This window comes from Pseudomonas sp. UBA1879, assembly GCF_002338065.1.
Classification (GTDB): domain Bacteria; phylum Pseudomonadota; class Gammaproteobacteria; order Pseudomonadales; family Pseudomonadaceae; genus Aquipseudomonas.
On sequence record NZ_DDHJ01000017.1, the window covers coordinates 73,144 to 97,380 of the forward strand.

Annotated in this window: 22 protein-coding genes; 10 read left to right on the top strand and 12 right to left on the bottom strand. The window is 61.0% G+C overall.

All coding sequences use genetic code 11. The annotated features are described in order from the left end of the window. Positions 1-128 precede the first annotated feature (128 nt). Both B3N48_RS19650 and hutU read right to left on the bottom strand, forming a co-directional pair. Positions 129-1,598: a purine-cytosine permease family protein gene (locus tag B3N48_RS19650; RefSeq protein WP_296186627.1), complete on the bottom strand. Its 1,470-nt coding sequence runs from the start codon at positions 1,596-1,598 to the stop codon at positions 129-131. Positions 1,599-1,749: 151 nt separating this feature from the next. Continuing rightward, positions 1,750-3,447 carry a urocanate hydratase gene (gene hutU / locus B3N48_RS19655; protein WP_296186629.1) on the bottom strand — a complete coding sequence of 566 codons (1,698 nt, stop codon included), beginning with the start codon at positions 3,445-3,447 and terminating at the stop codon, positions 1,750-1,752. Between the two features lie 425 nt (positions 3,448-3,872). Here hutU and B3N48_RS19660 point away from each other — a divergent pair, with 425 nt between their 5' ends. Together B3N48_RS19660 and B3N48_RS19665 are read left to right on the top strand one after the other, a co-directional pair. Next, positions 3,873-4,457, top strand: coding sequence for a sigma-70 family RNA polymerase sigma factor (locus B3N48_RS19660; RefSeq protein ID WP_296186630.1), 585 nt, complete (start codon positions 3,873-3,875; stop codon positions 4,455-4,457). Continuing rightward, the gene (locus B3N48_RS19665; RefSeq protein ID WP_296186632.1) at positions 4,454-5,095 is read left to right on the top strand and encodes a DUF1109 domain-containing protein; all 642 of its coding nucleotides are present in this window, start codon (positions 4,454-4,456) and stop codon (positions 5,093-5,095) included. Before B3N48_RS19660 ends, B3N48_RS19665 begins: the two co-directional genes overlap by 4 nt. 14 nt (positions 5,096-5,109) lie before the next feature. Here the strand turns inward: B3N48_RS19665 and B3N48_RS19670 are convergent, their stop codons facing one another. The 7 genes from B3N48_RS19670 to hutC all read right to left on the bottom strand — a co-directional run bounded on the left by B3N48_RS19670 (position 5,110) and on the right by hutC (position 10,625). Beyond that, entirely contained in the window at positions 5,110-5,826 is a 717-nt protein-coding gene (locus B3N48_RS19670; RefSeq protein WP_296186634.1) for an anti-sigma factor, read from the bottom strand. 196 nt (positions 5,827-6,022) lie between these two features. After that, a complete protein-coding gene (locus B3N48_RS19675; protein ID WP_349677030.1) occupies positions 6,023-6,760 on the bottom strand; it encodes an anti-sigma factor in 738 nt (245 codons plus the stop codon). Continuing rightward, entirely contained in the window at positions 6,757-7,323 is a 567-nt protein-coding gene (locus tag B3N48_RS19680) for a sigma-70 family RNA polymerase sigma factor (protein ID WP_296186637.1), read from the bottom strand. Before B3N48_RS19680 ends, B3N48_RS19675 begins: the two co-directional genes overlap by 4 nt. A gap of 99 nt (positions 7,324-7,422) precedes the next feature. After that, positions 7,423-7,953: a DUF3455 domain-containing protein gene (locus B3N48_RS19685; RefSeq protein WP_296186638.1), complete on the bottom strand. Its 531-nt coding sequence runs from the start codon at positions 7,951-7,953 to the stop codon at positions 7,423-7,425. A gap of 111 nt (positions 7,954-8,064) precedes the next feature. Further along, positions 8,065-9,243 (bottom strand): Na+/H+ antiporter NhaA, encoded by a 1,179-nt coding sequence (gene nhaA / locus B3N48_RS19690; protein ID WP_296186640.1) that lies wholly within the window; start codon positions 9,241-9,243, stop codon positions 8,065-8,067. 81 nt (positions 9,244-9,324) lie between these two features. Continuing rightward, complete coding sequence (locus B3N48_RS19695; protein ID WP_296186642.1) at positions 9,325-9,918, bottom strand: HutD family protein; 594 nt, start codon at positions 9,916-9,918, stop codon at positions 9,325-9,327. Continuing rightward, positions 9,915-10,625 (bottom strand): histidine utilization repressor, encoded by a 711-nt coding sequence (gene hutC / locus B3N48_RS19700; RefSeq protein WP_296186821.1) that lies wholly within the window; start codon positions 10,623-10,625, stop codon positions 9,915-9,917. The genes B3N48_RS19695 and hutC overlap by 4 nt, the downstream gene beginning before the upstream one ends. 195 nt (positions 10,626-10,820) lie before the next feature. Between hutC and B3N48_RS19705 the strand changes: the two genes are divergently transcribed. Beyond that, positions 10,821-12,185: a formimidoylglutamate deiminase gene (locus B3N48_RS19705; RefSeq protein ID WP_296186644.1), complete on the top strand. Its 1,365-nt coding sequence runs from the start codon at positions 10,821-10,823 to the stop codon at positions 12,183-12,185. A 506-nt stretch (positions 12,186-12,691) separates the two neighbouring features. Here the strand turns inward: B3N48_RS19705 and B3N48_RS19710 are convergent. The 3 genes from B3N48_RS19710 to B3N48_RS19720 all read right to left on the bottom strand — a co-directional run bounded on the left by B3N48_RS19710 (position 12,692) and on the right by B3N48_RS19720 (position 14,775). Further along, a complete protein-coding gene (locus tag B3N48_RS19710; protein ID WP_296186646.1) occupies positions 12,692-13,279 on the bottom strand; it encodes a lipocalin family protein in 588 nt (195 codons plus the stop codon). Beyond that, entirely contained in the window at positions 13,276-13,530 is a 255-nt protein-coding gene (locus tag B3N48_RS19715) for a hypothetical protein (RefSeq protein WP_296186648.1), read from the bottom strand. The genes B3N48_RS19710 and B3N48_RS19715 overlap by 4 nt, the downstream gene beginning before the upstream one ends. 204 nt (positions 13,531-13,734) lie before the next feature. Then, on the bottom strand, positions 13,735-14,775 hold the full coding sequence (locus B3N48_RS19720) for a threonine aldolase family protein (protein ID WP_296186650.1): 1,041 nt from the start codon (positions 14,773-14,775) through the stop codon (positions 13,735-13,737). Between the two features lie 99 nt (positions 14,776-14,874). On the opposite strand from B3N48_RS19720, the gene B3N48_RS19725 reads away from it, so the two are divergent. The 7 genes from B3N48_RS19725 to B3N48_RS19755 all read left to right on the top strand — a co-directional run bounded on the left by B3N48_RS19725 (position 14,875) and on the right by B3N48_RS19755 (position 24,223). Then, on the top strand, positions 14,875-15,621 hold the full coding sequence (locus tag B3N48_RS19725; RefSeq protein ID WP_296186653.1) for a TraX family protein: 747 nt from the start codon (positions 14,875-14,877) through the stop codon (positions 15,619-15,621). Positions 15,622-15,867: 246 nt separating this feature from the next. Next, positions 15,868-17,085, top strand: a complete 1,218-nt coding sequence (gene alaC, locus B3N48_RS19730; RefSeq protein ID WP_296186655.1) for an alanine transaminase — start codon at positions 15,868-15,870, stop codon at positions 17,083-17,085. A gap of 334 nt (positions 17,086-17,419) precedes the next feature. After that, positions 17,420-18,673 carry a serine hydroxymethyltransferase gene (glyA, locus tag B3N48_RS19735; RefSeq protein ID WP_296186657.1) on the top strand — a complete coding sequence of 418 codons (1,254 nt, stop codon included), beginning with the start codon at positions 17,420-17,422 and terminating at the stop codon, positions 18,671-18,673. A 15-nt stretch (positions 18,674-18,688) separates the two neighbouring features. Next, entirely contained in the window at positions 18,689-19,939 is a 1,251-nt protein-coding gene (locus B3N48_RS19740) for a sarcosine oxidase subunit beta family protein (RefSeq protein ID WP_296186658.1), read from the top strand. Positions 19,940-20,097: 158 nt separating this feature from the next. Then, a complete protein-coding gene (locus B3N48_RS19745; protein ID WP_296186661.1) occupies positions 20,098-20,412 on the top strand; it encodes a sarcosine oxidase subunit delta in 315 nt (104 codons plus the stop codon). Beyond that, entirely contained in the window at positions 20,409-23,429 is a 3,021-nt protein-coding gene (locus tag B3N48_RS19750; protein WP_296186663.1) for a sarcosine oxidase subunit alpha, read from the top strand. The genes B3N48_RS19745 and B3N48_RS19750 overlap by 4 nt, the downstream gene beginning before the upstream one ends. A 161-nt stretch (positions 23,430-23,590) precedes the next feature. Beyond that, on the top strand, positions 23,591-24,223 hold the full coding sequence (locus B3N48_RS19755) for a sarcosine oxidase subunit gamma (protein ID WP_296186665.1): 633 nt from the start codon (positions 23,591-23,593) through the stop codon (positions 24,221-24,223). Positions 24,224-24,237: the final 14 nt, after the last annotated feature.

Here is a 24,237-nt window from a genome sequence, read left to right on the forward strand (position 1 = left end):
CTGGTCTTGGAATGGATTGCGGCATAACGAAATCAGACGGCATCCGGCCGATGGGAAGGGCGTTCAGGCCGCTCCCGGTGGCCACTTCCGTAGCCACTCCCGCTTTAACAGACGTGCAGGATGAAGGGTCAGTTCACCGCCGCGCTTTGGACGGCCGTGTTGTGACCGGGTTGTACTGCATCGTGCTCGGTCGGCAGGATCAGCCGGTCGGCGATCTTGCCGGGCCATTTCTGCGCGGCCACGTAATACAGCACGGCTGGCACGACCAGGCCGATGATCCACGAGATGTCGGTGTCGTCCAGGCTCGCCACCAGAGGGCCGGTGTAGAAGTGAGTCGAAATGAACGGCATCTGAATCAACACGCCAATCACATAAATGCTGATGCCGACCCCGTTCCAGCGGCCATAACGGCCATCCGGGTTGGACAGGGCAGGGATGTCGTAGCGCTCTTTGGTGATGCAGTAGAAGTCCACCAGGTTGATCGCGCTCCACGGCGTGAAGAACGCCAGCAGGAACAAAATGAACGCCGAGAAATCCTTGAGGAAGGAATCCTTGCCCAGCAACGCCAGCGCGGTGGCGATGCCGACCATGGCGAAGATGTACGTCAGGCGCAGCGCGCTGGAAATATGGCGATTGCCTCGAAAGCCGCTGACGATGGTGGCGATCGACATGAAGCTGCCGTAGGCGTTGAGCGTGGTGATCGTCACTTTGCCGAAGGCGATGCTGAAATACAGCGCGGCAGCGACGGATCCAGTACCGCCCAGACCGACGATGTACGAGACCTCATGATGCGCGAAGTTCTTGCCCGCCAGTGCCGCCGCGAATACGCCGAACACCATCGAAGCCTGCGCACCGATCACTGAGCCGAGGCCTACGGCCCAAAAGGTTTTGCTCGCCAAGGTGCTGCGTGGAAGGTAGCGCGAATAATCCGCGACATACGGGCCAAACGCGATTTGCCACGATGCCGACAATGAAATCGCCAGCAGAAAGCTGCTCAGCGAGAAGTGTTTGTTGCCCAGCAGCGCGCCGACATCATTGCCCGCCAGCAGCGCGCCGAACAGGTAGATGAAAGCGATCACGCCGATGATGCTGGCGACCCGGCCGATCATGTGGATGACCCGGTAGCCGAAGATGGTCAGGACGACGATGGCTGCAGCGAACAGCACGATGCCTTGCCAGTCGGGGACCTGAATCAGTTGCGCGACGGCTTGCCCGGCCAGCAACGAACCGCTGGCTGAGAAACCGATGTACATCAGGCATACCAGCACCAAGGGGATCACGGCACCGTACACGCCGAACTGCACGCGGCTGGAGATCATCTGCGGCAGGCCGAGCTTCGGACCTTGCGCCGCGTGCAGCGCCATCACGCCGCCGCCCAGCAGTTGGCCGATGAACAGGCCGATCAACGACCAGAACACATCGCCGCCCAACACCACGGCCAACGCGCCGGTGACGATGGCAGTGATTTGCAGGTTGGCACCCAGCCAGAGGGTGAATTGACTGAACAGACGGCCATGTCGTTCCGCGTCAGGGATGTAGTCGATCGAACGCTTTTCGATCACGGAGGAACTTGCAATACGATCATCTGAAACAGCCATCTCAAACCTTCCCCTGAAGCCAGTGTTGGATCACGCCGCGGCCCCCTTTAGGAGCGCGCTTGCCCGCGAAAACTGATGTTCAGCCGCTCATTCTGTTGCGGATGTACAGGCCTCTTCGCGGGCAAGCGCGCTCCTACAGGGCGTCTTCGTTTTACTGATTGATCATCGGCAGGTTCAACCCCTGCTCTTTGGCGCAGTCGATGGCGATCTGATAACCGGCATCGGCGTGACGCATGACGCCGGTGGCCGGGTCGTTGTGCAGGACGCGGGCGATGCGCTCGGCGGCTTCGTCGCTGCCGTCGCAGACGATCACCATCCCCGAGTGCTGCGAGAAGCCCATACCGACACCGCCGCCGTGGTGCAGCGACACCCAGGTCGCGCCGCTCGCGGTGTTGAGCAAGGCGTTGAGCAGTGGCCAGTCGGACACAGCGTCCGAGCCGTCCTGCATCGATTCGGTCTCGCGGTTGGGGCTGGCTACCGAACCTGAGTCCAAGTGGTCACGGCCGATCACGACCGGCGCCGACAGCTCGCCACGACGGACCATTTCATTGAACGCCAGGCCCAGCTTGGCGCGCTGACCCAGACCGACCCAGCAGATACGCGCTGGCAGACCCTGGAAGCTGATGCGCTCGCGGGCCATGTCCAGCCAGTTGTGCAGGTGGTCGTCGTCCGGGATCTGTTCCTTGACCTTGGCGTCGGTCTTGTAGATGTCTTCCGGGTTGCCTGACAGCGCAGCCCAGCGGAACGGGCCGATGCCACGGCAGAACAGCGGGCGGATGTAAGCCGGTACGAACCCGGGGAAGTCGAACGCGTTGCTCACGCCTTCCTCTTTCGCCATCTGACGGATGTTGTTGCCGTAGTCGAAGGTCGGGATGCCTTGTTTCTGGAACGCCAACATGGCTTCGACGTGTTCGGCCATCGACTGCTTGGCGGCCTTGACCACAGCTGCAGGTTCGGTGATTGCGCGATCGCGGTATTGCTCCCAGGTCCAGCCTTTTGGCAGGTAGCCGTTGAGCGGGTCGTGGGCGCTGGTCTGGTCGGTGACCATGTCCGGACGCACGCCACGACGAACCAGTTCCGGAAGGATTTCAGCCGCATTGCCCAGCAGGGCGATGGAGATCGCCTTGCCTTCTTGTGTGTACTGGGCGATGCGGGCCAGGGCGTCGTCGAGATCAGTGGCCTGCTCGTCGACGTAGCGGCTTTTCAGGCGGAAATCGATGCGGCTCTGCTGGCATTCGATGTTCAGCGAGCAGGCGCCGGCCAGGGTCGCGGCCAGAGGCTGTGCGCCGCCCATGCCGCCCAGGCCCGCGGTCAGCACCCAACGGCCTTTCAGGTTGCCGTCGTAATGCTGGCGACCGGCTTCGACGAAGGTTTCGTACGTGCCCTGGACGATGCCCTGGCTGCCGATGTAGATCCAGCTGCCAGCGGTCATCTGGCCGTACATGGCCAGACCTTTGGCGTCCAGTTCGTTGAAGTGCTCCCAGTTCGCCCAGTGCGGCACCAGGTTGGAGTTGGCGATCAGCACGCGCGGGGCGTTGCTGTGGGTCTTGAACACCCCGACCGGCTTGCCGGATTGCACCAGCAGAGTCTCGTCGTCATTCAGGTTTGTCAGGCTTTCGACGATCTTGTCGTAGCATTCCCAGTTGCGCGCGGCGCGGCCAATGCCGCCGTACACCACCAGCTCGTTGGGGTTCTCGGCGACTTCCGGGTCGAGGTTGTTCATCAACATGCGCAGCGGCGCTTCGGTCAGCCAGCTCTTGGCGGTCAGTTGCGTGCCACGGGCTGCGCGGATTTGCACGTCGCGGCGTTTGGTCCATTGCTGAGCTGGGGCGTTGTTGTCAGTAGTCACGTCACAATCCTCGATGATCAATCCGGCCCAGGCACTGGGCTGACGGTGCCTGCGTCGAACAGGCGGAATATGGGTCTGGCAAGCCAAGTGCCGCTGGTGGTGGATCGAAGCGGTGCACTCAGGTTGGCGTGCTTGCTCATATTTACTTGTACATACAAGCATATGCAACCAAAGGGCCAACTCGCGTGCAGAGCATGTAAAAACATCGCCAGCCCGCGTCAGTCGGGCCGTTTAACCATTGCATGGTGTTTCTACCGCGTTCAATCGAGCGTTACTGAGCCCCCGATTTTGTTACCTTCCGGTGCGACTGCCCTGTGACGGTGCATTCGGTAACGAAAAGTTGAATTGTCATTTGAGGCCTATCAGCTTCTACTGCCCCGGCGAATGACCGAGAGAATTCACCGCTGATGTAACCAGGGCGACCGATGGACCGAATAACAGATCATGCTGCGCACAACAGGGCTCTACGAAGCCGCGAAATCCAGCTCCAAGCGCTGTTCCTGGCAGGGCAGGAGGGTAACGAACGGGCATACCGGAATTTCCTGACCGATTTAAGTAAGCACCTGCGCGGCTTCTTACGCAGTCGTTTGCAGCGTCAACCGGGTGAAACAGAGGACTTGCTTCAAGAAGTGTTATTGGCCGTACACAACGCGCGGCACACGTACAAAGCCGATCAGCCACTCACCGCCTGGGTGTTCGCGATTGCGCGTTATAAACTCACAGACTTTTACCGCGCCAGGTCGCGGGGCGATGTATTCAACGACTCACTGGACGACACCGCCGAGCTGTTCGCCGAGCCCGAGTTGGAGCCTGCTCAGGCCAGCCGTGATTTGAGCAAGCTGCTGGGCGGTCTGCCTGATCGCCAGCGCTTGCCCATCCTGCATGTGAAGCTGGAAGGGTTGTCGGTGACGGAGACTGCAAAGATGACCGGGCTTTCCGAGTCGGCGGTCAAGATTGGCGTGCATCGCGGCCTCAAGGCGCTGGCGGCTCGCATACGAGGAACACAATGAAAACCGATGATCTGATTTCCATGCTCGCGGGAGGCATTGCCCCAGTTGATCGTGGGCAACTCGCCAAGCGGTTCAGTCTGGCGGTAGCGCTGGCAGCGCTAGGCTCTTTATTCATGGTGCTGGCGATTTTTGGCGCAAGACCTGACCTGATGATCGCCGCTGGAACGCCGCTGTTTTGGTGGAAGATTGCGTTTCCCGCGTCTCTGGCAGCGGGATCGTTGTGGATGGTCATTCGCCTGGCACGACCGGGGCTGAGTCCCGGTTCGGGGCGCTGGCTGGTAGGGGCGGGCGTGTTGCTCGTCTGGTTGGCGGGTGTTTACGCGCTGATTCTGGCAACACCGGACACCCGAGCCGCGATGATTTTCGGCCAAACCTGGAAAGTCTGCGCGATCAACATTGTGCTGCTGTCGATTCCCGGCTTTATTTCCATCTTCTGGGCATTACGCGGCATGGCGCCGACCCGGTTGCGGCTGGCGGGTGCCAGCGGCGGATTGCTTGCGGGATCCCTGGCGACTATCGCCTATTGCCTCCACTGCCCCGAGATGGAAATTCCGTTTTGGGGCGTGTGGTACTTCGCGGGCATGCTGCTCTCCACGGTGGTTGGCGCGCTTATCGGGCCTCGCGTCCTGCGCTGGTAACGAAGGCCGAGCCGTCAACCGGCCTTCACGGTTTTACCGACGAATTGAATCGGTCCGCTCGGTTTATTGGTCGGCGAGCCGCCTGCTTTTTCCAGTGACAGCTCAAACGTCTGATTCGGTTGTAAAGGCGGCAACCGGTCAGTCGGCACATTCAGCGTTTGCCCCGGCGCGACCAGACCGAGCGAAATCGGCCCCTCCCAGTCGTCCGCCTGGGTCCAGAACTGCAACACCTTGCCAAGCGGCACTTCGACTTTGTCCACGGGCACAAGCTGAATGCCGCGCAGATTGCTCGCCTGAACCACCCAACTGGCGGCGTGATTTTCAGGCGTTGCCAGAACGGCCAGATAGGCAGGCGCAGGCGGGGTAGGAATCTTGCCCATGAGTTGGGTGGTCAAGACCACAGCGGCCGCTAGCCCAATCCCGGCAAGACCGCGCCACAGCCCGGCGTTGTCCCACCACTGGTGGCGACGCTTCTGACGTTGCGGTTTGCCTGCGGCGCGATTGCGGTCAATGCGCCCCCACAGTCGCGGCGGCGCTTTCTGCGGCTCGGCCAGCTCGGTCAGCGTCAGTAACCGGGAACGCCAGCCGTCGATGGCCTTGCGCAATGCGAGGTCATGGATCAGCCGCTCTTGCACCTCGACGCGCTGCTTTGCGGTCAACGTGCCCAGCACGTACTCGCCGGCCAGGGTCTGGACGTCGAGATCAGGAATCTTGTCTTGTTTTTCACTCATCCAAAACACTCCCGCCACACGGCAGCGCCGTGCTCGATACAGGCGTTCACCGTGCCCGACGGCGCACCAGATGCGTGTGCGATGTGCTGATGAGAATAACCGCCGATGGCTTCCCGAAATACACTGTTACGACGCACGGGAGCCGATTTTTTAAAAGTCAGTCCGCGCTCCCTTATCGCGGTATTCGGGCGATCGTTCAGATCACCTTGACGGCCCGCCCGATGAATTGGATCGGTCCCGTGGGTTTGTTGATCGGCGAGCCTGTGGATTTCTCAAGCGTCAACTCGAACAGTTGGTTGGGCTGCAGGGGCGGCAAGCTGTCCAGCGGTACGCTCAGCACTTGACCGGGTTTGACCAACCCCAGCGAAACGGGGCCCTGCCAGTCGTCGGCCTTGGTCCAAAACTGCAGCGCCTTGTCTTCGGGTATCGATGTTTCGCCCAGAGGGATCAGCTGAATATCGCGCGCGTCGTTGGCTTGAATCACCCAGCCTGGCGCCTTGTCTTGCGGCGCGACGAGCACCACCAGATACGAAGGCACCGGTTTGGCAGCGAGTTGGGTGATCAGCACAGCCGCCAGCGCCACAGAGGCTGCCACCCCGACACCGGCAATGCCGCGCCACAGGTCAAGGCTGTCCCACCAGCGCGTGACCCGATCGACATGTGCTGACGCGTGCGCCCTTGGCGCTGCCGACAGCGCGTCGAGGGTATGCTCGATCCGATTCCAGAGCGAAGCGGGCGGCGCTTTCGGCTCCGCCAGATCGGTCAGCGCGAGCAAACGGTTTTCCCATTCATCGACAGCCTTGCGCAACGCCGCGTCGTGTTCGAGCCGCGCTTGAACGTCGGCGCGTTGCTCGGCGGAGAGCGTGCCAAGTACATATTCACCCGCCAGCGACTGAATATCGTCGTCAGGCGGCATGCCTGGTGTGTCGTTCATCCGATGCACTCCCGCAACGAGGCCAGGCTGCGCTTGATCCAGGCTTTCACCGTGCCCAATGGCGCGCCGAGTTTCTGTGCGATCTGCTGATGAGAATAGCCGTCGACATAGGCATGAAAAATACAGTTGCGACGCACCGGCTCCAGTTGCTCGAGACAGCCATGGATGCGGCTCGGATTGACGCGCCAGTCGAAGGCATCGCCCACGTCCTGCCAGCCTTCCAAAGTCGTTTGAACCTCCGCGTGCTGGTCATCGCGATCATTCATGGGCACTTCCCGGGCGATGTTGCGCACACTGTTGAGCGCCAGGTGCCGCGCCACGGTGAACATCCATCCGCGAGCGCTGCCACGACGGGCATCGAAACTCGCAGCGCCGTTCCATATCTTGATGAAGGCGTCGTGCACGATATCCTCGGCACGCGCGCGATCGGCCACGATGCGGTGCACCACACCCAGCAGACGAGGGGATTCCTGCTCATAAAGACGTTGCAGCGCCAGGCGTTCACCGCGTGCGCATGCCTGCAGCGCTGCTTCGTAGTCAAAGGGTGTTTGAGGTGCGGACAAATTGATCAGCCATCAAGGGATGCGCCTGCGTAAATCTTCGCAGGATGCTTGCGCAGGAGCATAGCCTGTTTCCCACGCAAGACACTGGCATTGTGGGTGTCAGTTACTGGCCCAGAAAATGTAGTCCGCCTGATACTTCACCAGCTCTTTCGCACCTTTGTTAGTGGAGGAGCATGTTGTCGATGGCGCTACGCCGCCTTTGAGTGCAACCCGCTGAATGTAGGTGACGCCGTGCATTGCGCCTTTGCCTTCGGCGGGATTGGCCTTGACCAGTTGATACGGCAAATTGCCCTCGCCCGATGGCGCGATCGCCAGCTGAGTGCCGGTGATTTTCGAGCCGTCTTTGGCTTCCCACGTCGCCGGTGGGCCGAAGTAGGTGCCCACTTGCTTGCCGCTGCGATCATTGAGCACGGCCTTGGGGCCCACGAACGTCCAGGCGAGTTCGTTGGGGTTGTCGGCTTTGGCTTTGCACTCGTAAGTGATTTCGCCGACGCCGGTGGTTTCCAGGCTGATTGTGTGTCCTGCGGGGACCTTGATGCTTTCCGGGAGGTCCGCTTGCGCGAAAACCGAAGACGCACACGTCAGGGCCAGAGTGCCGGCTGCCAGGCGGAAGTAATGTTTAGCATTCATCGCAGTGTCTCCTGAGGGTATTCCAGTGGGCAGCGAAGGGCTGCTGTCTGTACTACCCGCCAGGGACGCATCTGGATGCAGTGGTTTGATAATTTTTTTCTGGGCAGCGGATCAACGTTGCGCAAGCCGACTGCGCAACAGCATGACGCCCGCCAACGCTGACAGAATGGAGCCCATCAACACGCCGATTTTGACCTCATCAATCAGGTGCGGCGCGCCGGGGAAAGCCAGGTTGCCGATGAACAGGCTCATCGTGAAACCGATGCCGCATAACAGGGCAACGCCGTACAGCTGCACCCAGTTGCTGCCTTCGGGAAGCGTCGCCAGCCCCGAGCGAATCGCCAGCACCGCGGCGAGAAACACGCCAACCTGTTTGCCCACCAGCAGCCCGAGCGCGACGCCGAGGGGAACGGGGTCTACAAGATTGCCAGGGCTGATACCTGCCAGCGAGACCCCGGCGTTGGCGAATCCGAATACCGGCACGACCGCGAACGCCACCCAGTAGTGCATCTTTTCTTCAAGGAACAACAGGGGCGAGCGAGCCTCCTCCTGCCGCGTGCCCAACGGAATGCACAACGCCAGCGCCACACCGGCCAGCGTCGCGTGCACCCCTGATTGCAGCACGAAAAACCACAGCAACAGCCCCAGCAGCAGATACGGCAACAAGCGCTGCACGCCCATCCGGTTCATGACGACCAACACCGCCAGCGTGGCGAATGACGCGCCGAGCATCGGCAGATTCAGCCCGCTGCTGTAGAACACCGCGATGATGGTCACCGCGCCCAGGTCGTCGAGGATTGCCAGCGCGGCAAGAAAGACTTTCAGCGACGTGGGCACGCGTTTGCCCAGCAACGACAACACGCCCAACGCGAAGGCGATGTCGGTGGCGGCGGGAATTGCCCAGCCGCTGAGGGTTTCAGCGTTACCCAGATTGATCCCGACGTAAATCAGCGCCGGCACCAGCATCCCGCCGGCCGCTGCAAAACCGGGGAGGGCGCGCTGACCCCACGTAGCAAGTCCGCCCGCCAGTACCTCGCGTTTGATTTCCAGTCCGACCATCAGAAAGAAAATCGCCATCAGACCGTCGTTGATCCACAACTCCACCGACAGCCCGCCCCAGACGCTGTGCAGCGTCGCGAAGTAGAACGGGGCCACGGGCGAATTGGCGACGATGATCGCCGCAAGGGCAGCGCCCATCAGCACGATCCCGCCTGCGGATTCCGAGGCCAGGAAACTGGCGAGCATCGCGAGGGCGCGTGGGGTTTCTTTTTGGGGGCTGAGCGATGTCATGCGGGTCCTTGTGTGGGGATAGATGTCGCCGCTTCTGTGGGAGCCGGGTTGCTGGCTCCCACAGGTGCGTAGCGTTCAGACTTAAGCGGTGGTGAGTTCGATGATGCACACTCGGCTCGCGCTCGGCGCGTACAGCACCACTTCCACCAACGCACCTTCGGCATTCTCCAGTTGCAGGCAGTCGTGCCTTCCCAGCAACTGCGGCGGATGCTCGCCCACGTTGGCCGCCATCTGCTCGGCTGCGCTGAACACCACAAACACATTCGCCGAACTGAAGAAGCGTTGAGGTTGCAGCACGTCGATCCATTGCAGGCGTGCGCGATAACGGGTGGGCGCGTAGATCAGATTGAAGTCGCGAATCGGGCCGTCCAACAGGGTGCACGTCACCTGGCTGTCCCCGCTGAAGGCGAACGGATCCGATGGCAGCAACGCTTCACTGTCCTTGCCATCGATGTTCAACGTCATGCCAGCGCCTTGCAGTACGGTGATGATGCGCAGGTAACCGGCGAACACCGAAAAGCCACCCGACTCGCCGATGTCAGCAATTGACAGGCGCCAACCGAATCCGTCGAGCCCTTCGCCTGAATCGCGGGTGATCTCCTCGGTGCTGCCGCCGCCGTTTTTCCAGGGCATGCGCGGGTAATCCGCTGCACGCAAAACCGTCAGTCGAGTCATTTGGTGAAACGTCCTTCCAGGCGGTGGCGCGAACCAGGGTGGATCAGGCGGGCAGCCGTCACCGGTTGGCGGCCCGACCAGGTCCGGCGGCGCACCAGCAGGCATGGCTCGCCTTTTTCGATTTGCAGCAGCTTGCACTCGTCCGGGTCCGCCAGAATGGCCTCGACCACATGCTCGCCCTCAGTAAGCGGCGCGACTTGGTTGAGATACGCGTAAGGCGTCTGTTTGGTGAAATCCTGATGCAAATACTCGGGCGCCACCGCCGCGTTGACGAAACGGTCCTCGATTTGCACGGGAATGTCGTTTTCGAAATGCACGATCAGGGAATGGAACACTCGCTGGCCTTCGCGCATGTCCAGGGCCAAGGCGCGCTCGGAACCGGCCGCTTCTTCGCAGAGGATGATGACTTGGCAGGTGTGGGTGTGGCCGCGCGCGGCGATTTCGTCGGCGATATTGTGCACTTCGAACAGCGCGGATTGCGTCTTGGGTTCAGCGACGAAGGTGCCGACGCCCTGCATGCGCACCAACATGCCTTCGGCGGTCATTTCGCGCAGGGCGCGGTTGATGGTCATGCGGCTGAAGCCCAGTTGGGTCACCAGCTCGCTTTCGGACGGCACGCGGTGATGCGGCGGCCAGGTTCCATTCTGGATTTGCTGGGTGATCATGTGCTTCACCCGGGCATAAAGCGGCGCCGGACTGTCACCCATCTGGGCGGCCAGCGGCGAATTGGCAGGCGGAGTCGGCACAGAAGAATCCTTGTTAGCGACAAAACAGTGGGTGAAGAAGCTATAAACAGTGCCCACGCTAACCATTAACGCGAGTGCCGACAAGCTTGCCGCAGTTTACCGGGCAGGCAAACGTCTGTATATGTATAGACAATTTCACACAAGGGGTGCGAAGCGATGTCCGTTTTCTTTGCCGAACGCGCATTATTGCCCGCAGGTTGGGCCGATAACGTGCGTTTTGAGGTCGGTGCCGATGGGATGCTGACCCGTGTTCAGGCCGACGCCGATCGTCAGGGCGCTGAGCTGATCAGCGGCCCGGTGGTGCCCGGCATGCCCAACCTGCACTCTCATGCATTTCAGCGTGCGATGGCCGGTCTGGCCGAAGTGGCGGGCAATCCCAACGACAGTTTCTGGACCTGGCGCGATCTGATGTATCGCCTCGTTGGTCAGATCAGCCCGCAGCACTTGGGCGTCATCGCTCGGCAACTGTACATCGAGATGCTCAAGGGCGGCTTTACCTCGGTCGCCGAATTTCACTACGTGCACCATGACCCGACAGGCAAACCTTACGCCAATCCTGCTGAGCTGGCGTTGCAGGTCAGCCAGGCGGCCGCGTCGGTTGGCATCGGCATGACCGTGCTGCCTGTGCTGTACACCCACTCGGGCTTCGGCGGTTTGACGCCCAATGATGGACAGCGTCGTTTCATCAACAGCACCGACAGCTACCTTGAGCTGCAATCTCGCCTGAAACCCATGATCAGCGCACAACCCGCCCAGGCGTTGGGTGTGTGCTTCCACTCGTTGCGGGCTGTGACGCCCCAGCAAATCAGCGACGTGTTGGCGGCCAGCGACAAAAAGTGCCCCGTCCACATCCACATCGCCGAACAACAGAAAGAAGTCGATGACTGCCTCGCCTGGAGCGGCCGTCGTCCGCTGCAATGGCTGTATGAAAACGTTGACGTCGATCAGCGCTGGTGCCTGGTCCACGCCACGCATGCCGAGGCTGATGAGGTGACGTCGATGGCCAAAAGTCGCGCCATCGCGGGGCTGTGCCTGACCACCGAAGCGAACCTCGGCGACGGCATTTTTCCGGCCGTGGACTACATCGCGCAGGGCGGGCGTTGGGGGATCGGCTCGGACAGCCATGTCTCGCTGAGCGTCGTCGAAGAGCTGCGGTGGCTGGAATACGGCCAGCGTCTGCGCGATCAGCGGCGTAACCGCTTATACCGCTCGGATCAGCCGATGGTCGGCCGAACGCTGTACGACGCGGCGCTGGTGGGCGGCGCCCAGGCGATGGGACAGCCGATCGGTGCGCTGGAAGTCGGCAAGCGCGCCGACTGGCTGGTTCTCGATGGCAACGATCCCTATCTGGCCACAGCGTCAGGTGACGCAATCCTCAACCGATGGCTGTTCGCGGGGAGCGACCGGCAGATCCGCGACGTGATGGTGAACGGCCAATGGGTGATTCGCGACGGACGGCATGCGGATGAAGAAGACAGCCGCCGGGCGTTTGCGCAGGTATTGAGGGACTTGTTGGGATGATCACCCCGAGACTCGGGTGAGCACCCCGCTGTAGGAGTGAGCTTGCTCGCGATGGCCATGATTCAGTCGATGATGTGTTGTCTGGAAAATGGCTATCGCGAGCAAGCTCACTCCTACAAATGTTGCGGGTGTATCCGACGCTGAGCTGCGTCCCGCTCTCATAGGAGGAGTGCGTACGTCAGTCGAATCGGGGGTCAGTTGGCGGTTTTCGCCAGCTTCGAATCCTCTGGGTGATTCGCGACGGACGGCATGCGGATGAAGAAGACAGCCGCCGGGCGTTTGCGCAGGTATTGAGGGACTTGTTGGGATGATCACCCCGAGACACGGGTGAGCACCCCACTGTAGGAGTGAGCTTGCTCGCGATGGCCATGATCCAGTCGACGATATGTTGTCTGGAGAATGGCTATCGCGAGCAAGCTCACTCCTACAAATGTTGCGGGTGTATCCGACGTTGAGCTGCGTCCCGCTCTCATAGGAGGAGTGCGTACGTCAGTCGAATCGGGGGGTCAGTTGGCGGTTTTCGCCAGCTTCGAATCCTCGATCCGCCAGATCAGCTTGGTCGTGTCATATCCCTGCTGCTGCGCTTTCATCAGCAGCTCGTTCTTCACGGACTCCGACACATGGGCCGTGCGTGACAACAGCCACAGGTATTTGCGATTCGGGTTGCCGACCAGCGCGAGTTTGTAGCCGTCGCTGACGTACAGCACCCAGTAATCGCCTTTGGCCACGCCCGGTGTCAGGCGTGAGAACCAGTTGTCGAACACCACCCACAGCTTGTCGGTCTTGCCTTCAACCTGCGGCGATGCCGTACCGGTCGCTTCTTCCCACTTGCCTTCCAGCGTGCGACAGCGGTTGATCACGCCGATGTTGCCGTCATCCTTGAGCGTGTAATGGGCTTCGGATTGCGCGCAGTTGCGCTGAAAGAACATCGGCATCCGCGCCAGTTCGTACCACGTGCCCTGATAGCGTTTCAGGTTGACGTGCTCGGCAGTGCGCGGGGCCATGGATTCGGTTTCAGGGGTGACGGCGCAGGCGCCCAGCCAAAACGTCGCCAGTGTGACCGTTGCCAGACGCTTCCAGTGGTTTACGTTCATTTGAGCCCCTGGTTCGAATACAGCACGACTTTGTCGGCGGCGTATTGAACGCTGATGAAGGCTTTTTGATCACCCCACGTGCAGCTCGACATACCCAGCGCACCTGAGCATTGCGTCGGGGCCCCGAGTAATTGTTCAACTTGAACCTTGGACATGCCGGCCGAGAGTTTCGAGTAATTTTCCAGCGTGACCTTGCTGCATGCGGCCAGCAGCACGCAGAACGACAACAATGCGAGGGATCGCAACGACATGGGTGAAACTCCTGAATCGAGAGGGGGCAGCGAGCCGCGAAAAGCCTGCGGCACAAAGCGCTGACGTCGTGCCGAAAGCTTAGAAGAGAAAGGGTGGGGCGGGTTCCGTGGTGACCCCACTTCTACTGCGCGCTGTACTGAAACGGACCGAAGGAGGGCGTATGAAACGTCCAAGTCCTTCGATCAATCGTGGCCGGCCAGCGTTTAGGCGCCCATCACCAAACGGATATCTGCCGCCAGCTCGCGAACGCGGGCTTCTTCGGTGTCCCACGAACACATGAAACGCGCGCCGCCGCTGCCGATGAAGGTGTAAAAGCGCCAGCCCTTGGCAGTCAGGGCCGCGATGGCCGACTCGGACAACTGCAGAAACACCCCGTTGGCCTGTACCGGGAACATCAGCTCGACGCCCGGGATGTCCTTGACCAGCTCAGCGAGCAGTTGCGCGCAGGCGTTGGCGTGGCGTGCGTGCTTGAGCCACGCGTCGTTTTCCAACAGCCCGACCCACGGCGCTGACAGGAAGCGCATTTTCGACGCCAGTTGCCCGGCCTGTTTGCAGCGATAGTCGAAGTCTTCAGCCAGTTTGTGGTTGAAGAACAGAATTGCCTCACCCACTGCCATGCCGTTTTTGGTGCCGCCGAAGCACAACACGTCGACGCCGGATTTCCAAGTCAACTCGGCAGGTGTGCAGCCCAGGTGCGCACAGGCGTTGGCGAAGCGCGCACCGTCCATGTGCAGATTCAGGCCCAGTTCTTTACAGGTGTCGCTGATGGCCTTGAGCTCTTCCGGCAGGTAGACGCTGCCGACTTCGGTGGCCTGGGTCAGCGTCACGACACGGGGTTTCGGGTAGTGGATGTCAGCCCGCTTGAGCGCGACTTCGCGAATCGACGCGGGCGTCAGCTTGCCGTTCTCGCTACGGGCGGTCAGCAGCTTGGAGCCGTTGGAGAAGAACTCCGGCGCGCCGCATTCGTCGGTTTCGACGTGGGCGGTTTCGGAGCAAATGACGCTGTGATAACTCTGGCACAACGACGACAGCGCCAGCGAGTTGGCGGCAGTGCCATTGAAGGCGAAAAACACTTCGCAGTCGGTTTCGAACAACTGGCGGAATTGATCGGCCGCCCGTGCTGTCCATTGGTCGTCGCCGTAGGCACGCTGATGGCCGTGATTGGCTTGCTCCATGGCCGCCCACGCTTCCGGGCAGATTCCCGAATAGTTGTCGCTGGCAAACTGCTGGCTTTGGTCTGACATGGCCGGTTCCCTGTAATCGAAGGCTGCGACTGTAACCAGAATTCAATGCCGCGGTCATGCATTCTTGCGTCAGAAAATTCATCAGATGAGTGAAGCGCGATGACTGAGACGTTTTCGGCGGTGCGCCCGGAGCGCGACCGGGCATTGGACCTGCTCAAGTGGCTGGCCATGCTGAGCATGGTCCTCGATCACCTGCGTTATGTCGGTTGGCATGTCGACGGGTTATACGTGCCGGGACGCTTGGCGTTTGCCGGGTTCTGTCTGGCCATTGCGGTGAATGTCAGGCGCAGTGTCTCGCGAGGGATGCCGACGCGTATGGACTGGAAATACCTGGCGTGGCTCGTGGTGTTTTCAGTGCTGGCGGAGTTTCCGTACCGGTTGTACATGGCCGGCGAGGTCACCACGCTGAATGTCCTCCCGACCCTGGTTTTGGGATTGCTGGCAGCACAGGGGGTGGTGAGCCCCTCGTGGACCGCGCGTTTGATGGGTTTCGTTGCGTTGGGCATCGGCGTTGCGTTCGGCGAGCAACTGATGTTCGGCGCCTATGGGGTGTTGCTGCCGACCGCCTTCCTGCTAGTGCTGCGCGGGCCGCTGTGGCTGGCGGTGGTGCCGGGCGTGGTCTGCCTGTTGAGCAACGAGTGGCCGAAGATCATTGACGGGATGTTGTGGGGTGACCCGATTTCCATTGGCGCGTTGATCGCGTGTCTGGTCGGTCCGTTCCTGGGGTTGGCGCTGTTGCGGTGGCGACCGGGTTTCAGGGTCTGGCCGATGCGCCGGTGGGCGTATCTGATTTATCCGCTGCATTTTGTGGTGTTGTTCACGCTGCGCCGCATCCTGATGGCTTGACGCATCTCCTTGTGGGAGCCGGCTTGCTGGCGAATGCAGTGGGTCAGGTTCATCAATGTCGGCTGATGCATCGCATTCGCCAGCAAGCCGGCTCCCACAGGGGTTGGCGGTGATCCTGAGGCGGGTGCACTTACACAAATCGCTGTAGACAAACCGCCATCACGCCCCTTATCTTCCGCACCAGGCCACCGCAGTGGCCAGCGTCGCTCGGACGGTTCCGGGCGCTTACGTTTTCTTGAGGTTTCCATGGCCGACCTTGGTTCGCCGCGCCGCTTTGCGCGCATCGATCGACTCCCCCCTTACGTGTTCAACATCACTGCCGAGCTGAAAATGGCCGCTCGTCGTCGTGGTGAGGACATCATCGACCTGAGCATGGGCAACCCCGATGGGGCAACGCCGCCGCATATCGTCGAAAAACTGGTTACCGTCGCCCAACGTGAAGACACTCACGGCTACTCGACTTCGCGTGGCATTCCGCGTCTGCGTCGGGCGATTTCCAGTTGGTATAAAACCCGCTACGAGGTCGATATCGACCCCGAAAGCGAAGCCATCGTCACCATTGGCTCGAAAGAGGGCCTGGCGCACCTGATGCTCGCCACCCTCGATCAGGGCGACACGGTGCTGGTGCCGAACCCCAGTTATCCCATTCACATCTACGGCGCAGTCATCGCTGGCGCCCAAGTGCGCTCCGTGCCGCTGGTACCGGGCGTGGACTTCTTCGCCGAGCTGGAAAAGGCTATTCGTGGCTCGATCCCCAAGCCGAAGATGATGATTCTGGGCTTCCCCTCCAATCCGACCGCGCAGTGCGTCGAACTCGATTTCTTCGAGCGCGTGGTCGCGCTGGCCAAACAGTACGACGTACTGGTGGTTCACGATCTGGCTTATGCCGACATCGTTTACGACGGCTGGAAAGCCCCGTCGATCATGCAAGTGCCGGGCGCCAAGGACATCGCGGTAGAGTTTTTCACCCTGTCCAAAAGCTACAACATGGCAGGCTGGCGTATCGGCTTCATGGTCGGTAACCCCGAGTTGGTCAACGCCTTGGCGCGGATCAAGAGCTACCACGACTACGGCACCTTCACCCCGCTGCAAGTCGCGGCGATTGCTGCGCTGGAAGGCGATCAGCAGTGCGTGCTCGACATCGCCGAGCAATACCGTCAGCGTCGCAACGTGCTGGTCAAAGGCCTGCACGAACTGGGCTGGAGGGTGGAAAACCCGAAAGCGTCGATGTACGTCTGGGCCAAGATTCCTGAAGCTTACGCGCACCTGGGTTCGTTGGAATTCGCCAAAAAGCTGCTGCTGGAAGCCAAGGTCTGCGTTTCGCCGGGTGTCGGTTTTGGTGAGTACGGCGACGATCACGTGCGTTTCGCCTTGATCGAAAACCAGGACCGGATACGTCAGGCGGTGCGCGGTATTCGCGGGATGTTCCGGGCGGATGGGTTACTCCCTGCGAAATCGGTCTGATTGCGACATTCGCGACTTCAAAATCCCCGGCCCAAGCTGGGGATTTTTGTTTGGAATACGATCAAAGCGTAGGAGCGAGCTTGCCCGCGACGGCGGTGTGTCAGCAACGTGGAACCCGCCTGATACAACGTTTTCGCGGGCAAGCGCGCTCCTACAGGTGTCAGGCCAAACTCCGGAAACCTCCCTCCCCGCAAAACCATGTCGTAAACGCGCCTTTGTGTGGCGTGCGTAGGCATCTGGTCTGTCTGCGTCAGCCCTACCATCGCTGCCAAGGGGTGATCCAAAAGCCCCAACACGACAATTCAGGCGCCGCGCCGCCGCTGGGAGAACCGCGATGTTCAGCAAGCTAGACCAAATCCAGGGTTATGACGATGCACTCTTGGCAGCGATGAATGCCGAAGATCAGCGTCAGGAAGATCACATCGAGCTGATCGCCTCGGAGAACTACACCAGCAAGCGCGTGATGCAGGCTCAGGGCAGCGGCCTGACCAACAAATATGCCGAGGGCTATCCGGGCAAGCGTTACTACGGTGGCTGCGAACACGTCGACAAGGTCGAGCAACTGGCCATCGACCGCGCCAAGCAACTGTTCGGCGCCGATTACGCCAACGTTCAGCCGCATTCCGGTTCGTCTGCCAACAGCGCCGTTTACCTGGCCCTGCTGCAAGCCGGCGACACCATTCTGGGCATGAGTCTGGCCCACGGCGGTCACCTGACCCACGGCGCCAAAGTGTCGTCTTCGGGCAAGCTCTACAACGCTGTTCAATACGGCATCGACACCACCACCGGCCTGATCGACTACGACGAAGTCGAGCGCCTGGCCGTTGAACACAAGCCAAAGATGATCGTTGCTGGCTTCTCGGCGTACTCCAAGACCCTGGATTTCCCACGCTTCCGCGCCATCGCTGACAAAGTGGGTGCGCTGCTGTTCGTCGACATGGCCCATGTGGCCGGTCTGGTCGCCGCCGGTCTGTACCCGAACCCGATTCCATTCGCTGACGTGGTCACCACCACCACCCACAAGACCCTGCGCGGTCCGCGTGGCGGCCTGATTCTGGCCAAGGCCAACGAAGAAATCGAAAAGAAACTGAACGCCGCAGTATTCCCTGGCGCTCAGGGCGGCCCGCTGATGCACGTCATCGCGGGCAAGGCTGTGTGCTTCAAGGAAGCCATGGAGCCCGGCTTCAAGGCGTATCAACAGCAAGTGATCGACAACGCTCAGGCCATGGCGCAGGTGTTCATCGATCGCGGTTACGACGTTGTGTCGGGCGGGACTGACAACCACCTGTTCCTCGTCAGCCTGATCCGTCAGGGCCTGACCGGTAAAGAAGCTGACGCCGCGCTGGGCCGTTCGCACATCACCGTGAACAAGAACGCCGTGCCGAACGACCCGCAATCGCCGTTCGTGACCTCGGGCCTGCGTATCGGCACCCCGGCCGTCACCACCCGCGGTTTCAAAGTTACCCAATGCGTCACGCTGGCCGGCTGGATCTGCGACATTCTCGACAACCTCGGCGACGCCGATGTCGAGGCCAATGTTGCCAGTCAAGTCGCCGCGCTGTGCGCCGATTTCCCGGTTTACCGCTGAGTCAGGAGTCGCACCATGCAGCATTACTCGGGCTTCGGCCTTTTCAAACACTCCCTCAGCCACCACGAAAACTGGCAGCGCATGTGGCGCACGCCGACCCCTAAAAAGGTCTATGACGTGGTCATCGTGGGCGGTGGCGGTCATGGTCTGGCGACCGCGTACTACCTGGCCAAAGAACACGGCATCACCAACGTGGCCGTCGTTGAGAAAGGTTGGCTGGGCGGCGGTAACACCGCGCGCAATACCACCATCGTGCGCTCCAACTACCTGTGGGATGAATCCGCCCACCTGTACGAGCACGCGATGAAATTGTGGGAAGGCCTGTCGCAAGACCTGAACTACAACGTCATGTTCTCCCAGCGCGGCGTGTACAACCTGTGCCACACCCTGCAGGACATGCGTGATTCCGAGCGTCGTGTCAGCGCCAACCGCCTGAACGGCGTGGACGGGGAACTGCTGAACGGCAAACAGGTGGCGGAAGAAATCCCTTACCTGGACTGCTCGAGGAACACCCGTTATCCGATTATCGGCGCGACCGTTCAACGTCGCGGCGGTGTCGCCCGTCACGACGCCGTGGCCTGGGGCTTTGCCCGTGCCGCCGACGCGTTGGGCGTGGACCTGATCCAACAGACCGAAGTCACCGGTTTCCGCAAGGAAAACGGCGTGTGCGTTGGCGTTGAAACCAACAAGGGCTTCATCGGCGCCAAGCGCGTCGGTGTCGTGACCGCCGGTAACTCCGGTCACATGGCCAAGCTCGCCGGCTTCCGCCTCCCGGTCGAATCCCACCCGCTGCAGGCGCTGGTGTCCGAGCCGATCAAACCCATCATCGACAGTGTGATCATGTCCAACGCCGTGCACGGCTATATCAGTCAGTCCGACAAGGGCGACCTGGTGATCGGTGCCGGTATCGACAGCTGGGTCGGCTATGGCCAGCGCGGTTCGTACCCGGTGATCGAACACACCATCCAGGCCATCGTCGAGATGTTCCCGGTGCTGTCCCGCGTGCGCATGAATCGTCAATGGGGCGGCATCGTCGACACCACGCCGGATGCCTGCCCGATCATCTCGAAGACGCCGGTTCCGAACATGTTCTTCAACTGCGGTTGGGGTACAGGCGGGTTCAAGGCGACGCCGGGTTCGGGCAACGTGTTTGCGGCAAGCCTGGCGAAGGGCGAAATGCACCCGCTGGCCAAACCGTTTTCCATCGACCGTTTCCATAACGGCGCACTCATTGACGAACACGGCGCTGCGGCCGTCGCCCACTAATCAAAACCGCGTGAGAACGTAGCGAGCGAAGGTAAGACAAGGCAAAAACAGGCGAGGAAGTGGAGTTTAGGCTCCTAAATGAGCATTCCGAGCCTATTTTTAACGCGGTATTACCGAGCGCAGCAGTCCTCACGGGGTTTTTAACAGGAGAAATTCCTATGTTGCACATCTTCTGTCCTCACTGTGGCGAACTGCGCTCCGAAGAGGAGTTTCACGTCTCCGGTCAGGCTCACATCGCGCGTCCACTGGACCCGGCGGCCTGCACCGACGAAGAGTGGGGCGACTACATGTTCTTCCGCGACAACCCGCGTGGCCTGCACCACGAGCTGTGGATTCATGCCGCCGGTTGCCGTCAGTACTTCAACACCACGCGTGACACCGTGACTTACGAAATTCTCGAGACCTACCCGATTGGCACCAAGCCGCAGTTCGTGAACCCGGTTCCAGCCGTCGGCAAGGGAGACAACGCATGAGCCAGACCCATCGTCTGCCCAATGGCGGCCGCATCGACCGCAGCAAGGTCCTGAACTTCAACTTCAACGGCCAGACCTACCAAGGCTTCGAAGGCGACACCCTGGCGGCAGCCTTGCTGGCCAACGGCGTTGACATCATTGGCCGCAGCTTCAAGTACTCGCGTCCTCGCGGCATCTTCGCAGCCGGCTCCGAAGAGCCGAATGCGGTGTTGCAGATCGGCGCCACCGAAGCCACCCAGATCCCGAACGTGCGCGCCACGCAACAGGCGCTGTATGCGGGCCTGGTCGCTACCAGCACCAACGGCTGGCCGAGCGTGAACACCGACATGATGGGGATTCTCGGCAAGGTCGGCGGCAAGCTGATGCCTCCGGGCTTCTACTACAAAACCTTCATGTATCCGCAATCGTTCTGGATGACCTACGAGAAATACATTCGTAAGGCAGCGGGTCTCGGCCGTTCGCCGACCGAGATCGATCCGGACACCTACGACAACATGAACCACCACGCCGACGTGCTGGTGGTTGGCGCAGGCCCGGCGGGTCTGGCGGCGGCACTGGCCGCTGCGCGCAGCGGCGCCCGTGTGATCGTGGCCGATGAGCAAGAAGAATTCGGCGGCAGCCTGCTGGATACCCGCGAAAGCCTCGACGGCAAGCCTGCCGCTGAATGGGTTGCGACAGTGGTCGCCGAGCTGAAAGGCCTGGCCAACGTCGTGCTGCTGCCCCGTTCGACTGTGAACGGCTACCACGACCATAACTTCCTGACCATTCACGAGCGTCTGACCGATCACCTCGGCGACCGCGCACCGATCGGCCAGGTGCGTCAGCGTCTGCATCGCGTTCGCGCCAAGCGCGTCGTGCTGGCAACCGGTACGCACGAGCGTCCGCTGGTCTACGGCAACAACGACGTGCCGGGCAACATGCTGGCCGGCGCCGTCTCGACTTACGTTCGCCGTTACGGCGTGGCGCCGGGCAAGAAACTCGTGCTGTCCACCAACAACGATTACGCCTACCGCGTGGCGCTGGACTGGCTCGACGCCGGTCTGCACGTGGTCGCCGTGGCCGATGTGCGTCACAACCCACGCGGCGCGCTGGTTGAAGAAGCGCGGGCCAAAGGCATTCGTATCCTGACCGGCAGCGCAGTGATCGAAGCCCGTGGCAGCAAACGCGTCAGCGGCGCCCGCGTAGCAGCGATTGACGTGAAAGCGCACAAGGTCACCAGCCCTGGCGAATGGCTCGATTGCGACTTGATCGCCAGCTCAGGCGGCTACAGCCCGATCGTTCACTTGGCCTCCCATTTGGGTGGTAAGCCGGTCTGGCGTGAAGACATCCTCGGTTTCGTGCCCGGCGAAGCACCACAGAAACGCGTCTGCGTCGGTGGCGTGAACGGCGTTTACGCACTCGGCGATGCATTGGCTGACGGTTTTGAAGGCGGCGTACGCGCAGCCTCCGAAGCGGGTTTCCAGCCTGTTGAAGGCGTGATCCCGAAAGCCCTGAGCCGCGTGGAAGAACCGACGCTGGCGATCTTCCAGGTGCCGCATGAGAAGGGCACTTCTCGTGCGCCGAAGCAATTCGTCGATCTGCAAAACGACGTCACCGCTGCGGCCATCGAACTGGCGACCCGCGAGGGCTTCGAGTCGGTCGAGCACGTCAAGCGCTACACCGCGCTGGGCTTCGGTACCGATCAGGGCAAGCTGGGCAACGTCAACGGTCTGGCCATCGCGGCCCGCTCGCTGAACGTCAGCATTCCCGAGATGGGCACCACGATGTTCCGCCCGAACTACACGCCGATCACCTTCGGCGCCATTGCCGGTCGTCACTGCGGCCACATCTTCGAGCCTGTGCGCTTCACCGCGCTGCACGCCTGGCACGTCAAGAACGGCGCCGAATTCGAAGACGTCGGTCAGTGGAAACGTCCGTGGTACTTCCCGAAAGCCGGTGAAGACATTCACGCAGCGGTCCGCCGCGAATGCAAAGCCGTGCGCGACAGCGTCGGCCTGCTGGACGCCTCGACCCTCGGCAAAATCGACATTCAGGGCCCGGATGCGCGCGAGTTCCTCAACCGCATCTATACCAACGCCTGGACCAAGCTCGACGTAGGCAAGGCGCGTTACGGCCTGATGTGTAAAGAAGACGGCATGGTCTTCGACGACGGTGTCACCGCCTGTGTCGCTGATAACCATTTCATCATGACCACCACCACGGGCGGCGCTGCACGCGTTCTGCAATGGCTGGAAATCTATCAGCAGACCGAATGGCCGGACCTGAAGGTGTACTTCACTTCCGTGACCGACCACTACGCGACCCTGACCCTGTCGGGCCCGAACAGCCGCAAGCTGCTCAGTGAAGTGACCGACATCGACTTGGGCCGCGAAGCCTTCCCGTTCATGACCTGGAAAGAAGGCCTGGTCGGTGGCGTTCCGGCGCGTGTGTTCCGGATCTCCTTCACCGGTGAGCTTTCCTACGAAGTGAACATCCAGGCCGACTACGCCATGGGCGTTCTGGAAAAAATCGCCGAGGCAGGCAAGAAATACAACCTGACCCCGTACGGCACTGAAACCATGCACGTACTGCGGGCCGAGAAGGGCTTCATCATCGTCGGTCAAGACACCGATGGCTCGATGACCCCGGACGACCTGAACATGGGCTGGTGTGTCGGTCGCACCAAACCGTTCTCGTGGATCGGCCAGCGCGGCATGAACCGCGAAGATTGCGTGCGGGAAGACCGTAAGCAACTGGTTGGCCTCAAGCCAATCGATCCGAACAAGTGGCTGCCGGAAGGCGCGCAGTTGGTGTTCGACCCTAAACAGTCGATCCCGATGACGATGGTCGGTCACGTGACGTCGAGCTACGCGGCGAACTCGCTGGGTTACTCGTTCGCCATGGGCGTGGTCAAGGGCGGTCTGAAACGCATGGGCGAACGCGTGTTCTCGCCGCAAGCGGATGGCAGCGTGATCGAGGCGGAAATCGTATCGTCGGTGTTCTTCGATCCGAAAGGTGACCGGCAGAACGTGGAGTAATTGTCCTGTAGTGCACTGCTTCCTGTGTAGGAGCGTGGCTTGTCCCGCGATGCGATTAATACGGCGCCATCGCGGTGACTGCCAGACTGCTATCGCGGGACAAGCCACGCTCCTACAAGGTTCGCGTTCACTGAAATAACAGAATTCAACACAGGTGCTCTATGACCACAGCCAACGTTTACCAACAGCGGCCAACGACCGAGGCCAAAGCCGAGTCGCCGCTGTTTCACGCCGATCTGAAAAGCCTGGTCGGCAAGGGCCGCACCCATCCGGGTGTGGTGCTGCGCGAGAAAAAATTGCTGGGCCACCTGACCTTGCGTGGCGATGCCCATGATCCTGCGTTCGCCGCCGGTGTCCACAAAGCGCTGGGCATGGAACTGCCTGCCGCGTTGACGCTGGTGTCCAGCGGCGACAGTTCGATTCAATGGATGGGTCCTGATGAGTGGCTGCTGATCGTCCCGACTGGCGAAGAATTTGCGGTTGAACAGAAGCTGCGTGACGCGCTGGCCGGTTTGCACATTCAAGTGGTCAACGTCTCTGGTGGCCAATCGATCCTGGAACTGACCGGCCCGAACGTGCGCGACGTGCTGATGAAGTCCACCAGCTACGACGTGCACCCCAGCAACTTCCCGGTCGGCAAGGCCGTCGGCACAGTGTTCGCCAAGTCGCAGTTGGTGATTCGTCGCACCGGCGAAGACACCTGGGAACTGCTGATTCGCCGCAGCTTCGCTGATTACTGGTGGTTGTGGTTGCAGGATGCGAGCGCTGAGTACGGCCTCGGGATCGCAGCGTAAAGGATTTTCACGCT